At 34.8% G+C, this 13,134-nt stretch carries 14 protein-coding genes; 7 read left to right on the top strand and 7 right to left on the bottom strand.

What is annotated here, in order from left to right; translation table 11 throughout:
* Positions 1-273: 273 nt before the first annotated feature.
* A complete protein-coding gene (locus tag DDD_RS14925) occupies positions 274-714 on the top strand; it encodes a 3-hydroxyacyl-ACP dehydratase FabZ family protein (RefSeq protein WP_015363776.1) in 441 nt (146 codons plus the stop codon).
* Position 715: 1 nt separating this feature from the next.
* Here DDD_RS14925 and DDD_RS14920 read toward each other — a convergent pair whose 3' ends face one another.
* Both DDD_RS14920 and DDD_RS14915 read right to left on the bottom strand, forming a co-directional pair.
* On the bottom strand, positions 716-1,540 hold the full coding sequence (locus tag DDD_RS14920; RefSeq protein WP_015363775.1) for a DUF547 domain-containing protein: 825 nt from the start codon (positions 1,538-1,540) through the stop codon (positions 716-718).
* A 42-nt stretch (positions 1,541-1,582) separates the two neighbouring features.
* The gene (locus DDD_RS14915) at positions 1,583-2,848 is read right to left on the bottom strand and encodes a POTRA domain-containing protein (protein ID WP_015363774.1); all 1,266 of its coding nucleotides are present in this window, start codon (positions 2,846-2,848) and stop codon (positions 1,583-1,585) included.
* 169 nt (positions 2,849-3,017) lie between these two features.
* On the opposite strand from DDD_RS14915, the gene DDD_RS14910 reads away from it, so the two are divergent.
* The 4 genes from DDD_RS14910 (at position 3,018) to DDD_RS14895 (ending at position 8,009) form a co-directional block, all read left to right on the top strand.
* Positions 3,018-4,304, top strand: coding sequence for a beta-ketoacyl-[acyl-carrier-protein] synthase family protein (locus DDD_RS14910; RefSeq protein WP_083892405.1), 1,287 nt, complete (start codon positions 3,018-3,020; stop codon positions 4,302-4,304).
* 135 nt (positions 4,305-4,439) lie between these two features.
* Positions 4,440-4,688, top strand: a complete 249-nt coding sequence (locus DDD_RS14905) for an acyl carrier protein (RefSeq protein ID WP_015363772.1) — start codon at positions 4,440-4,442, stop codon at positions 4,686-4,688.
* Between the two features lie 31 nt (positions 4,689-4,719).
* On the top strand, positions 4,720-7,284 hold the full coding sequence (locus DDD_RS14900; protein ID WP_015363771.1) for a phosphoenolpyruvate carboxylase: 2,565 nt from the start codon (positions 4,720-4,722) through the stop codon (positions 7,282-7,284).
* Between the two features lie 104 nt (positions 7,285-7,388).
* Complete coding sequence (locus DDD_RS14895; RefSeq protein WP_015363770.1) at positions 7,389-8,009, top strand: nitroreductase family protein; 621 nt, start codon at positions 7,389-7,391, stop codon at positions 8,007-8,009.
* A gap of 72 nt (positions 8,010-8,081) precedes the next feature.
* Here the strand turns inward: DDD_RS14895 and DDD_RS14890 are convergent, their stop codons facing one another.
* The gene (locus DDD_RS14890) at positions 8,082-8,375 is read right to left on the bottom strand and encodes an HPF/RaiA family ribosome-associated protein (RefSeq protein ID WP_015363769.1); all 294 of its coding nucleotides are present in this window, start codon (positions 8,373-8,375) and stop codon (positions 8,082-8,084) included.
* A gap of 128 nt (positions 8,376-8,503) precedes the next feature.
* On the opposite strand from DDD_RS14890, the gene DDD_RS14885 reads away from it, so the two are divergent.
* Positions 8,504-8,749: a hypothetical protein gene (locus DDD_RS14885; protein ID WP_041567204.1), complete on the top strand. Its 246-nt coding sequence runs from the start codon at positions 8,504-8,506 to the stop codon at positions 8,747-8,749.
* The gene (locus DDD_RS14880) at positions 8,746-9,024 is read left to right on the top strand and encodes a PIN domain-containing protein (protein ID WP_236613384.1); all 279 of its coding nucleotides are present in this window, start codon (positions 8,746-8,748) and stop codon (positions 9,022-9,024) included. The genes DDD_RS14885 and DDD_RS14880 overlap by 4 nt, the downstream gene beginning before the upstream one ends.
* 184 nt (positions 9,025-9,208) lie before the next feature.
* On the opposite strand, the gene DDD_RS14875 is transcribed toward DDD_RS14880, so the two are convergent.
* The 4 genes from DDD_RS14875 to DDD_RS14860 form a co-directional block, all read right to left on the bottom strand.
* Positions 9,209-10,192, bottom strand: coding sequence for a TerC family protein (locus tag DDD_RS14875; RefSeq protein ID WP_015363766.1), 984 nt, complete (start codon positions 10,190-10,192; stop codon positions 9,209-9,211).
* Positions 10,193-10,259: 67 nt separating this feature from the next.
* Entirely contained in the window at positions 10,260-10,661 is a 402-nt protein-coding gene (locus DDD_RS14870) for a hypothetical protein (protein WP_015363765.1), read from the bottom strand.
* A gap of 1 nt (position 10,662) precedes the next feature.
* On the bottom strand, positions 10,663-10,968 hold the full coding sequence (locus tag DDD_RS14865; RefSeq protein ID WP_015363764.1) for an HPF/RaiA family ribosome-associated protein: 306 nt from the start codon (positions 10,966-10,968) through the stop codon (positions 10,663-10,665).
* A 276-nt stretch (positions 10,969-11,244) separates the two neighbouring features.
* A complete protein-coding gene (locus DDD_RS14860) occupies positions 11,245-13,131 on the bottom strand; it encodes an OmpA family protein (RefSeq protein ID WP_015363763.1) in 1,887 nt (628 codons plus the stop codon).
* Positions 13,132-13,134 lie beyond the last annotated feature (3 nt).

Raw genomic sequence — 13,134 nt, 5'->3', positions numbered from 1 at the left:
AAATAAATATAAAAAAATCAGGTCGAGGGCAGTCGCGAACGATTTATAAACTCCTCGCCTAAGAATAGGCGAGGACAGAAGTATCAGCTTTGCTGAGAATCAGGAGTGGTTGAAAGCATAATATTTAGAGAGTAAAAAATGATGACATATTACCAGCCTTCTTCAACCTATCCGACCAAAACTCGCTACCGCTCATTTTGCCCACCTTTCCTTTTCTAAGGAAAGGAGTTTTAAAAAATTTATTACTTTTTACTTAACATAATAATTCCATTCATGCTCTTAAATCCATTAGAAAAAATAGTAGCTAACCTTCCATATGGCGATGGATTCAAATTTGTGGATCAGTTGTTAGAATTGGATGAAGAAAGTGTGATAGGTATTTACCGCTTTCGCGAAAGCGAATATTTCTACAAACATCATTTTATAAATAACCCAATAACGCCTGGTGTTATTCTCATAGAATGTATGGCGCAAATAGGTCTCGCCTGTTTAGGAAGTTACTTAATGCGAGAAAATGAAGGGAATCCTCAATTTGTTTTTACTGAGAATCATATCAACTTCTTAAATACGGTTGTACCAGAAACTACGGTAATCGTGAGTGCAAAAAAAGAATATTTCCGTTTTGGAAAGTTAAAAGTAGTCGTTCAAATGATGGACGAAAACGAAAACAAAATCGCTGAAGGCTGGATGAGTGGTATGATAGTGAATGAGTAAATTAATCATTCAATTCCCAATTATAATCCATATATTTTATTTTAGCATCTTCATTGATTTTCAAGGTGCTATACTTATTGAGAAAATCAATTAGATCGCCATTTTTAGTAAAGTCTTCGCTGAACCATCTAAAGATTTTAGAAACTTCTACACGATCTTTAGTAATTTCATTTCTTCTGGAGTCATTGATAAATTGAATAGCCAGTTTTTCAAGTTGCTGATCTACTTTTTGAGCAGTAAAGGCTTCATTAGGCAATTGCGGACAAGAAAAAGAGGCACAATTGATTCCAAAATGAATACGAGGCTCGTTCATTTTTCTTAAGATATCATGTTCTATTTCTTCAAGACTTATAGGTTTCCCGTTAATGCTCCAATTTTTCTGTTCCCAAGGGTTTTTGATGTCTTTAATACTTTCTGTAGGGTAATTGCTTATGATAAGGTCTAATGTCATCGCGTTATAAGCATTCATGTAATAAGCAAGTAAAGCTTTGCGACTCCATGATTTATCAGGATTTGCAGCTTCAAGTGTTTTGATATAACTTTTTAAGTTGGCCGGATTCTTTTTTAATCCAGCATAATTAACGCTGCCATTTTTGGTCACATATTTTTTCAATACCTGATCAAATAAGCTGTGGTCTATTTCTTTTAGATTAGAATAGACTTCTAAGGTATTTTCTTTAGGACCTTGTTGAGCATTCATAGCATTCATCTCGTTATTGTTCATCTCAACAAGTTCTGCCGTGTACGGTGTTTCGTCTTTACTTTCTTTTGCCGTATTGCAAGAAAGAAGAAACAATGATGAAGTAAGAAATAGGATCGTTTTCATTAGTGTTGTTTTAAATATTTGTTGACTTTGTGATTTCCTCAATTAAAAGTATTGACCTATACCAAAAACAAAGCCATTAGTTGCGTTGCTTCCTATTCCAAAACCATAGTCAAAACGTATTACCGCATTAAAGATACGTTTATGAATAAATCGTATTCCCAAACCTGGGTTAATTTTTAAGGTTTCACCGTTTACAAGGTCATTCAAGCTCCCATTAGGTTTTCTCCAGCTTCCCACGTCTAGGAAAGTATTGCTCTGTAAAACAAACCAGTCTTTTTCATATAACGTATGACGGTATTCTGTATTAAGGACAACTTCTGCAGTGCCACGTCCTGCGCTATTTCCAGCACCTCTTATATTAATTTGGTTATCTAATGTAAATGGAGCAAATCGGGACTCATTAAAGGTAGCATAAGATAATTGTAAACGGCTCGCCCAATTTCCTCTAGCACCTACTTTTTTAAAATATTCAAAATCAGTTTGAGCGATTAATTCATCAGCCAGTAAACCTTCTCCACCAGTCACATATTCTAAAGAGGTAAAATTCCTATAACCAGAAAAATATTGGTAATCAATTACTAGATGATTGTTTTCATATTCGGCTATAGCGCTCCATTTTTGAGCTGTAAGATTTTCTGGTACATCAGCAGTCATAATACCATCTAAGAAATCAAATTCTTGATTTGCATAACGCACGCCCAATTGAAAGTTATTGTGAAAATTAAGTTCATAGAGTGCATAGACTTCTGCTGTGCGACTGTCAAACTTATAATTCACCGTGTTATCATTATCAAAGAAAATTGGTTCCCTTAAAACGTTATTTTGATAATTAATTCCTATTCCTAATTTGTTGGTAAATAGGTAAGGAGCTTCCCAAAAAGCACCGTAAGAATCAAAAATATTACGTCCATAATAACCACCTATAATCTGATTCTCACCCATAAAATTAAATTCAAAAACTGATAATCGGAAAGCAAAACTATCATCATTTGCTTGTGAAGCTCTTACGCCTGGAATGATCGTGAAGTTTTCAGTGACTTCATAAATAAGTACAATTTGATCAGGATCGGTTTGATCTAGTATGTAAACAGCCTTTGCAATTCCGGGCAAACGGTTGAGCCGTTCAACATCTGTTTCTATAAGCTTAAGGTCTAATGTACTTTGTGGTTGAACTTTCACAAGCCTTCTCAAAAATGATTCTTTAGTTCTTTTCAAACCTTCAAATTCAATTTTAGAAATCATCACTTCTTGAGCGGTAATTGTCCCAACGGTTAAAAACAGAAGTAAGGCAAAGGTGTATTTGATCATTGAAAATAATTGTTCACGCAAAATTACTCGCTTCAGTAAGGTGTAAACTATAAAAAATCATAATTATCATCACACTTATATATAGATTACGTGATATTCTTGTGAAATTTAAAGAATAATCAGGTAGACACAGGTTTCATTTGAAAGATTACGTAGTTTAGTATTTCTTATGATAAAGAATACGAAAAATAGAGTAGTAGTAACAGGAATGGGTGTTGTGGCACCTAATGCTGTTGGTGTTTCCGCTTTCGCGAAAGCGTTACAAGAACAAACCTCTGGAATACGATTTGATCCACAATTAGCTGAATTAAACTTCGGTTGTCAAGTCTCTGGAACGCCACAAATTACTGAGGAATTACTTGCCAAAAACTTCACGTCATTACAGTTAAGAGGCTTAAAAGCTAGCGGTTTAGTTTATGGAGTGATTGCTGGAAAAGAAGCCTTTGCAGACGCTGGTTTAGAAATGGCAAGTGCCGATGATGCCTTATCAGAAATGGGAATTATTTTCGGTACAGGACAAAGCGGCGGCGAGAAATTTAGAGAAGCCATTCATCTCATAGACGATGGCAGAGTGCGCCGGTTGGGAAGTACCAGCGTGATTCAAACCATGACTAGTGGTATAAGTGCATGGCTGGCTGGTGAATTGGGTTGCGGTAATATGGTTACCAGTAATTCCAGCGCTTGTTGTACAGGAACTGAAGCTTTTCTGATGGGTTATGAACGTATTGCAGCAGGAAAAGCGACACAAATGTTAGTAGGTTCTACCAGCGATTCTGGACCTTATATTTGGGGTGGATTTGATGCAATGCGCATTCTTCCTACTAAGTATAATGATGATCCAGAGAATGCAAGCAGGCCTTTATCAAATGACGCAGCAGGTTTTGTTCCAGGATCTGGTGCAGGTGCTTTTATTTTAGAGAGTTTAGAAAGTGCTCAAAAAAGAGGAGCAACCATATATGCTGAAGTGTTAGGTGGAGCATTAAATTCTGGTGGTCATCGTGGTGATGGATCTATGACAGCGCCTAATGGTAAGGCTGTTCAAGAATGTATTCAACTTGCTCTAAAAGATGCTCAAGTTGCATCAACAGCTATAGATGTTATTAACGGCCATCTTACAGCGACTTCTAAAGATGCTTTTGAAATTGAAAATTGGTCAGAGGCTTTACAAAGAAAAGGATTAGATTTTCCAGCAATCAACACCTATAAATCATTAATAGGTCACTGTCTGGCAGCTGCTGGAAGTGTCGAGTTAGTAGGAGCAGTGTTGCAAATAAAACACCAGCAATGCTATGGAAATACTAATATAACGAAGCTTCATTCAGAAATAACTGATATAATTGATTCAAAATGTGTTCCTACTAAGACTCAAAAGATGAAAATTGATGTTCTGGCAAAGGCGAGTTTTGGTTTTGGGGATGTAAACGCTTGTGTAATTCTCAAAAAATACGATTCCTAATTATTGAATTCTGAATTAAGGACTTCTATTTAAATAATTCTCTCATTTGAGTAGATCAAATCTTAAACTGATCCTTATGACCGGTTTTAATTCATTTATTGATAGTATTTTTAAGGTTCTATTCAAATATAAAAGATGCAAGAAAACGAAATACAACAAGAACTTTTTAAAATAGTAAAAGTATACCTGCCACAAGATGTTAAAGAAGATGCTGTAAAACTGGACAGCCATTTAATGCAAGATTTAGGTATTAATAGCGCACATCTTGTAGATATAGCTCTGGATGTAGAAGATGCGTTTGATATCACTTTAAATGAAAAGGATATGGAAGAAATGCAAACGGTAAGTGATGCCATTAAAATAGTATCGCTTAAAACATCCTAATCAAAATATTAATCGCTTAAACCATCGAATTATGTCAAGACTTACAAGAATTGAGCGCTTTGAAAATGAAGTGAAATCCAAATATCAGATTTTCAATGGGATTTTTATGACTTTACCATTTGATCAAATCTCAAATACTGGTGGATTGTTACCATTGTTCCATGAATTGTGTGTGCGTGGTTATGCAAAAGGTAAAAACCCTACTGAAATCGTTGAATATTTCTTTGAACGTTACATGCGTGATACAGACCAGCAGGAACGGGAGTCCATGCTTTTTAGGTTTATTCAGTATATAGAACGTCAAGTCGTTTTATTTGATGCGATCGAGGATGCAGCCTTTGGAAAAGTAAATAATCTTGACGGCCGCGGTTCTTTGCGTAGTGTAAAAGACGAAGCCGTAGCTTTAGGTAAAACACAAGAATTAACGTCTTATTTAAAAGAATTTAAAGTAAGACCAGTGTTAACGGCACACCCAACTCAATTCTATCCTGGATCTGTTTTAGGGATTCTTAATGACTTAGGTCAGGCAATAAAGGCAAATGAAATCCAGCAAGTGAAGTTGTTGCTTTCTCAATTAGGAAAAACTCCATTCTTTAAAAAAGAGAAACCTACACCATTTGATGAGGCGATTAGTTTGATCTGGTATCTTGAAAATGTCTTCTATTTTGCAATGGGTAATATTTATGACTATTTAAAAAAACATATTGAAGATGCACAAGAGTTTAAAAACCAAATTGTTGAAATAGGTTTTTGGCCTGGTGGTGATCGAGATGGTAATCCATTTGTAACGACAGAAATCACGCTTAACGTTGCAAAAAGATTGCGTTCTACCATTTTTAGAAATTATTATCGGGACATACGTAAACTGCGTAGAAGACTTACTTTTAAAGGAGTAGAAGAACAACTTTCTAAAATGGAGAGCAGGTGCTATAAAGCTATTTTTGAAAAAGATGTTTTGGATTTTACTGCGCAAGACTTGATAGATACCATGACTAGCATACGCAGCATGGTAATTAAAGAGCACAATTCGTTGTTCTTAGATCAAATTGATAGTTTTATTCATAAGATTGAATTGTTTGGTTTTCATTTTGCGACCTTAGACATAAGACAAGACAGTAGTGCTCATGACACGGTTTTTGATGAGATTCTCGCTTTCGCGAAAGCGGAATTACCATCTAACTACAACGACTTATCAGAAGTTGAGAAAGTCAATGTACTTTCTAAAATAGAAGGCACTTTGCGTCCAGATGAATTTAAGGAAGAATACACGCAGCGCACTTTGAGTAGCATATATGCCATAAAGGATATTCAAGAACGCAATGGAGAAAAGGGTTGTAACCGCTATATCATCTCTAACACGCAAATGGCTTCTCAAATAATGGAAGTTTATGCCATGATACGTTTGTGCGGTATGAAGGAGCCCAACATAGATGTAGTTCCTTTATTTGAAACGGTTCCTGATTTGATCAATGCGCCAGACGTTATGCGCAAGTTGTATGAAAATGAACATTATAGAGCGCATTTAAGTCGAAGAGGAGATAAGCAAGACATTATGTTAGGCTTTAGTGATGGAACAAAAGATGGTGGTTACTTAATGGCTAATTGGGCTATTTACAAAGCCAAAGAGGCACTAACAAGAGTTTCACGAGAATATGGTGTTTCCATAGTGTTCTTTGATGGTAGAGGTGGACCACCAGCTAGAGGCGGCGGACAAACACATCAGTTCTATGCTTCTATGGGAACAAAAATCGCTGCAAAAGAAATACAACTCACTATTCAAGGACAGACGATAAGCTCAAAATTCGGAACTTTAGAAAGCTGTCAGTTCAATCTGGAGCAAATGATAAGTAGTGGCGTGAGCAATGCTGTATATGCAAGTGATATCAATGATTTCTCAGATAAAGATAAGTCCACGATGGACGAACTTTCTGAAATAAGTTACAAAGCATATACTGATTTTAAGGCGCATCCTCAATTTTTGTCTTATCTAGAAAAAATGAGCACGTTAAAGTATTATGCCAAAACTAACATAGGAAGCCGCCCTAGCAAGCGAGCTGGCAGCACAGAGTTGCGATTTAAGGATTTGAGAGCGATTCCGTTTGTAGGTTCTTGGAGTCAATTGAAACAAAATGTTCCTGGTTTCTATGGGGTAGGAACTGCTCTTGAGGCAATGGACAAATCTGGAAAATGGAATGATGCTCTTGACTTATATAAGAATAATAAGTTCTTCCGTACATTACTGGATAATAGCATGATGAGTCTAACTAAGTCATTCTTTGGTTTAACTGCTTATATGGAACATGATCCCGTTTATGGTGAGTTCTGGAAACTGATTTATGAAGAATACAAGCGTTCTAAAAAGTACATGTTGAAGATATCTGGAATGAGTGCACTAATGGAGAATGAACGAGCTGGTCAAGCGAGTATTGAAACACGCGAGAATATCGTATTGCCATTGTTAACTATACAGCAATATGCATTAAAAATGGTTCAGGACATACGTTCTGAAGTAGTTACTAAAGACATAGAAACCTATGAGCGTATGGTAACGCGATCACTTTATGGAAATATCAACGCCAGCCGTAATTCTGCTTAAACATTCTTGTTGATTTGAATAAAAGCTTGAACACAATGGTTAAACCTTTGTAAATGCTGTATGATTGACATTTTAAACTAATTATCTTTAAAAGAAAAACATCAATGAGCACAAACAACAAAGAAATATTTAAGAACACGCCTGTAGATCATGAGATTCATGAATTAATTAAGAATAGATGGAGCCCACGTACGTTTTCTGACAAGCCAGTTTCTCACAAAGAGCTGCAAGTTTTATTTGAAGCAGGAAGATGGGCACCTAGTTCTAATAACATTCAACCATGGAACATCGTATGGGGAATTAAAGGTAGTGTAGCTTACGATCGTATCATGAGTGTGCTTGTCGAATTCAATCAAAATTGGGCTAAAAACGCTCCTGTATTACTTTTAGGAGTTGTGGACACAAAAACACCAAAGGGCGATGACAACTATCATGCACCACATGATTTAGGTCAGTTTGCAGCTAATATGGCTATTCAAGCGCAAAGCATGGGAATTGCTATGCATCAAATGGCTGGGCTAGATTATGAGAAAGCAAGAAAGGAATTTAAATTTCCTGATACCTATCATGTAGCGACTGCAATAGCAGTAGGATATTATGGTGGAGAGTTAAGTGACGTACCAGAAAAACTTCAAGATGCTGAAACCGGAGAAAGAAGTAGAAAACAGCAAAATGACTTTGTTTTTAATGGAGATTACAGAGAAACTGGTGACGTAAAAGAATAATCCCATATTAAGATAAAAAAAGGCCTTACAACTCTTGTGAATTGTAAGGCCTTTTTTATGCTTTATCAAATTTTAGGCAGTGAGTAAATCGCTACCGTTATTAACTTTTCTAGTCAAGGAATCAGTTGCTATTTCAATAGACTTTTTAAATTTGGTCGACTTTATTTCACAAATAATATTTTTATCTTTTGTGGTAACTAAAACATTAGCTACTTCTCGAACTCTGTTTCTTAAATCAAAAATTCTTTTGAAGGTAACATCTACTCGTAGGACATTGGATTGCTTCATTACCGATTGAAAATTTTTAATTGCAAATTGTTCTAATTTGCGATTTGTAGGGACGTGTATGTAAGAGAATTGAATCATAAGTATTATTTCTTCTACTTACGAGCACACATAGATCACAGTTTTGAATAAAATGTTAAAACCTGTTGTTAATAATGCTGAAAAAACATTGAGTTAAAAAATAAGTATCTTGCATAAAAAAGAATACAATGGGAAGTTTAACCATATCGAATAAGGTTTTAGATAAGTATTTCGGATACCTGAAAAGCTTGGATAATAGCGCGAAAAAGAATTTGATTATCAAATTGACTAAATCAATTGAGATAAAATCAAAAAAAGCATTTGACATAAACTCTATTTTCGGTGCGTGGGAAGACGATAAGTCTTCAGACGAAATAATCAGTGAAATAAAGTCTTCAAGAATTGAAAAAAGAAATAATCCGAGTTTAGGATGAAATATCTTTTAGATACGAATATTTGTATTCACCTTTTTCGTGGAAAATTTAATCTAATTGAAAAATTTCAAGAGATTAATTTGGATGATTGTGCTATTTCAGAAATTACTCTTGCCGAATTGATGTTTGGAGCGGAAAATAGTTCAAACCCAAAAAAGAACTTCAAAATAATCGACAGTTTTTCAGAACAAATCAGAATTTTACCGATTTTTAATGCAATACAAATTTATGCGTCAGAAAAAGTAAGATTGAGAAAAAAAGGGAAAAATGATTAGTGACTTTGACCTTTTAATTGGCTCTACAGCTATCTCAAATGAATTAATAATGGTAACTGAAAACGTGAAAGAATTTGACCGAATTAAGGGAATAGAGATTGAAAATTGGGTCAAGCGATAAAGCACTAATTAAAACAACGTATTGAGCCATATACAGAGACGATATTTCTAGTAATCTGAGGTACTATTTTTTCTCTGTATTCAACGTTTTTTCCTGTTCTTTCTTTTCTTCTTTAGTAGTAGGATAGTAGATGGAGAAAAGTGCGCCTATAAGTAAGGAAGTAAAGATGACTGCAAGCGAAATCCATTCTGGAAAGTGAAAGTGGTGAACTAGTATCATTTTGACACCTACAAAGGCTAAAATAGCCACTAGGCTATAATGAATGTATTGAAACTTATCTAATAAGTTAGAAAGGAAAAAGTACATACTACGCAATCCCATAATAGCAAGAATGTTACTGGAGAAAACAATAAATGGATCCGCGGTTATGGCAAGTATCGCCGGAATGGAATCTAATGCAAATAAAACATCAGTCAATTCAATTACTACAAGCGCTAGAAACAAAGGTGTTGCAATACGCTTCCCCATTTTTTTGATAAACAATTGTTGTCCTTCAATACGATCGGTTACTGGGAAGAGTTTTCTGGAAAATTTATATATTTTGGATGTTTTGGGATCAAACTCTTCTTCTTTGCTGGTGAGCATTTTAAAAGCGGTATACAATAAAAAAGCTCCGAAAATATAGGTAGTCCAGCTTACTTTATTAATAAGAGTAATCCCAAATAAGATCATCAAAGCTCTAAATACAAGGGCACCTACGATTCCCCAAAAAAGAACTCGATGCTGGTATTTTTGATCAATAGAAAAGGACTTAAAAATGACAGCTATGACAAATATATTATCAATACTCAGAGATAATTCAATGAGGTAGCCCGTCAAATATTTGAGAGCAGCATTACTAGCTGTAAGATCATCTGGATTATTTAAATAACCATGATCATAGATAAAATAAACCGCAGCTGTAAATGCCAAAGCTATTCCTACCCATAAGGCTGTGAACTTTGAAGCCTCTTTTGTGTCGATAACATGAGCGTTTCTATTAAAAACAAACAAGTCAAGACATAAAAAGATAGAAACTAGAACAATAAAAGATATCCAGATGATCATATATAAAGTGTGGTTATAAGAAAATCCAGCCCTAAAGGCTGGATTTTAAAAATACTCAAAAATTTAATTAGGGGATATTAATTTCTGCAGTATCAGGATCAAAGAAACTTAGCATTTCATTGTATAATTTAATCTCTTTGGCTCGTCTATCTTGAATAGCATAAGGATATATTAACATTTCAGGATCTTTTTGTAGCATCTTAATGGCTCCATTACAATCTAATTCATGATTCTCTCCATATTTTTTAATAAAGCTGGAATGCGTTGTATGTATTAAATCCATTGCTCTTTTATCAAGTAAATCTGCAACTTCAGTCCATACAGTTCCTGCCACTTTTTCTTTTGAAATATCAATAGCAAGTAAATCCTTATCTGCCGATTTTGCGTAGGCAAAAATTTCTCTATGGCTTTTTTGCTCTGAATTATAAATCAGAACAATTTGTCTTGGGTTAGTAGCTAGCGATATCATATTATGAATGCGTTATAATAGTGGCCTTTCTTTTCTCACATTGCGTTTTAAGCTGGTCTACTACTTTGTTAACAGAACCATGAAAAGTTTCTGTACTTTCTTCAGCAAATAGGCGTGGACCTGGAGCGCTGAGTCTTATTTCAGCAATCATTCCTGTTTGATCACTTGATGTATTTTCAGTTCTAAAAAAAACATCGGCGCTAGTAACCCAGCTGTAACGATCAAAAATAGTTTGTAATTTTTCTTTAGTATAGTTTTCAAGTTCAGTACTACCTGAAACATGTTGATAATTGAATTGAATAGTCATATTATAAGTTTTATTTAAAGTTACGTTGCTTACGTGGTTTACGACTATAAATTAGATTATCCTTAATACAGCTTTAATAAAGAATTAAGTGAATAGGACCTGAAAAGAGACTCTATCTAAACTTTGTATTAAAAGTTTTGAGATTTAATACGGTAGAACTATTGATTATTGAGGTCCCGCTTTCGCGAAAGCGGAATAATTATCTTAATTAATAGAAAGAAAAAATCCCGATATTCTCAAAAGGAACATCGGGATGATTAGTTTGCAACTATGAACTTATTGAATGATTTTAAACTCGCAACGACGATTGAGTTCATATTCCTCATCAGTACACATTCCTTCTTCAGTACATTTATTAAGCGGTTGCATTTCTCCATACCCTATGCTACGCAACCTTCTTTTTTCAATCCCTTGACTAATTAAATATTCCATCGTAGAAGCAGCACGATCATTTGATAATTTCAGGTTGTACTCGCTAGGTCCACGTACATCAGTATGTGCAGATACTTCTATATACATGTCTGGATATTTTTTCATTATAGAAACTAAATTATTCAAAGTCGCTGCAGCTTGTGGTTTAATAACCGACTCGTCAAAATCAAAGAATATTTTGTCTAATTCTACTTGAACGTCTCCTTTACGATCTGGTTTGATCATTTCTTCGGCATCTTCATAAGAAAGTAGGGTAAGGTATATGTTGTGGGTGATCTTACCATTCTTATCTGTTGAGAAGTCTACGTCTTGCGGAATATATAACTTACGTGTTCCTCTTACCGTATATTTTTTATTTGGATCTGTTTTAAAGGTATAAGTAGCATCTTTACCTACTATCATGTCATCTATAAGAATTCCTCTTTCATCAAGTAGGGAAACTAATGAACCAGGCAGAATCTTTTTTGTAATACTGTCTTGAACAACTCCACTAACTTCATATTTAGTAAGAATATTTTCCTCACGGCTCGCAGAATAAATACGATCCATTCCATCACGATTTGAGGAGAAATAAATAGCATTATTCTCTTCATTAATAACAAATGAAAAGTCGTCTCTGGAACTATTGATACTAGGGCCTAAATTTATAGGAGTTCCCAGCTGACCATTAATCATGTCCACTCTGTGAATATCGAGACCACCTAATCCTTGCTTACCATTTGTCGCATAATAAAGTGTGTTAATATCACTAATGTAGGGGAACTGTTCTAAATGCTCTGTATTTATTCCAGGACCTAAATTAACAGGATCGCTATAAGTACCGTCATTATTGATGATGACTTTATATAGATCAAAATCTCCATAACCTCCTGGCATATCGCTTGAGAAATACAGCACTTTTCCATTTTTGCTAATTGTAGGATGTTGAATGCTGTATTGCTCGCTATTAAAAGGTAGGGTAGTAACATTAGTCCATGTACCGTCAACTTTTTCAGCACGTAATAACTGAACAGGTGAGATCTTAACGCCATCTATTTTAATACGCTTATCGTTATTACGATTAAAGTACATAACTGTACCATTATTTGTGAATACAGCGTTGCTTTCATGCAATGGTGTATTGATCTCATCAGAAAATGCTCTTACTTTGCTGATGGTGTTCTTATCACTGAGCTCGCCTTCATAAAGATCTAAATAAGGTAATCCATTCCAAGAATAAACAGGTCGTTCCAAATTACGTGAAGAGGCAAAAGCAATATTATTATCGTTAATAAATGATAAGCCAAAATCACTATTTGATCCTTTATTTGCTACAGTTTTTATTTCAAAAACATGAGGTGTTGTTTTTTCCAACTCTTTGATGAACTCTTCGGTATTCCAATAAAGTCCATAGTAATAAGATAAATACTCGTCGGCTCTTTTATAATTTTTAACAGCCAGCAAGGATTGTGCATATCGATAAACTCTCTGGCGATCCACAATATCGCGATGCTCTACTATCAAACGCTCATAGGTTTGAGCTGCTTTTTCAAGATCGTTAGTGAAATAGTAAGAATCTGCTAAATTTTGAAGAACTTCTTCGCTCGGTTCTAAATTTTCATAATTTAAGATTGCTTCTTTGTAAGCTTGATTCTCAAATAACTTATTGGTCTTTTTGAGACTTAATTTTTGAGCATTTAAGCTAGTTGATAATAAAATAACAGTTACAAGTAGGGTATATGATAATCTCATGAG

The sequence above is a fragment of the Nonlabens dokdonensis DSW-6 genome (assembly GCF_000332115.1).
Lineage (GTDB): Bacteria > Bacteroidota > Bacteroidia > Flavobacteriales > Flavobacteriaceae > Nonlabens > Nonlabens dokdonensis.
This window is presented reverse-complemented; position numbering and strand designations above follow the sequence as displayed.

Bases quoted from the DNA above. Each gene is read 5' to 3' on its own strand.
- DDD_RS14890 (WP_015363769.1), bottom strand. From the start codon at position 8,375: ATGATTCAATTCTCTTACATACACGTCCCTACAAATCGCAAATTAGAA.
- DDD_RS14885 (WP_041567204.1), top strand. From the start codon at position 8,504: ATGGGAAGTTTAACCATATCGAATAAGGTTTTAGATAAGTATTTCGGA.
- DDD_RS14900 (WP_015363771.1), top strand. From the start codon at position 4,720: ATGTCAAGACTTACAAGAATTGAGCGCTTTGAAAATGAAGTGAAATCC.
- DDD_RS14870 (WP_015363765.1), bottom strand. From the start codon at position 10,661: ATGATATCGCTAGCTACTAACCCAAGACAAATTGTTCTGATTTATAAT.
- DDD_RS14915 (WP_015363774.1), bottom strand. From the start codon at position 2,848: ATGATCAAATACACCTTTGCCTTACTTCTGTTTTTAACCGTTGGGACA.
- DDD_RS14905 (WP_015363772.1), top strand. From the start codon at position 4,440: ATGCAAGAAAACGAAATACAACAAGAACTTTTTAAAATAGTAAAAGTA.
- DDD_RS14925 (WP_015363776.1), top strand. From the start codon at position 274: ATGCTCTTAAATCCATTAGAAAAAATAGTAGCTAACCTTCCATATGGC.
- DDD_RS14910 (WP_083892405.1), top strand. From the start codon at position 3,018: ATGATAAAGAATACGAAAAATAGAGTAGTAGTAACAGGAATGGGTGTT.
- DDD_RS14875 (WP_015363766.1), bottom strand. From the start codon at position 10,192: ATGATCATCTGGATATCTTTTATTGTTCTAGTTTCTATCTTTTTATGT.
- DDD_RS14865 (WP_015363764.1), bottom strand. From the start codon at position 10,968: ATGACTATTCAATTCAATTATCAACATGTTTCAGGTAGTACTGAACTT.
- DDD_RS14880 (WP_236613384.1), top strand. From the start codon at position 8,746: ATGAAATATCTTTTAGATACGAATATTTGTATTCACCTTTTTCGTGGA.
- DDD_RS14860 (WP_015363763.1), bottom strand. From the start codon at position 13,131: ATGAGATTATCATATACCCTACTTGTAACTGTTATTTTATTATCAACT.
- DDD_RS14895 (WP_015363770.1), top strand. From the start codon at position 7,389: ATGAGCACAAACAACAAAGAAATATTTAAGAACACGCCTGTAGATCAT.
- DDD_RS14920 (WP_015363775.1), bottom strand. From the start codon at position 1,540: ATGAAAACGATCCTATTTCTTACTTCATCATTGTTTCTTCTTTCTTGC.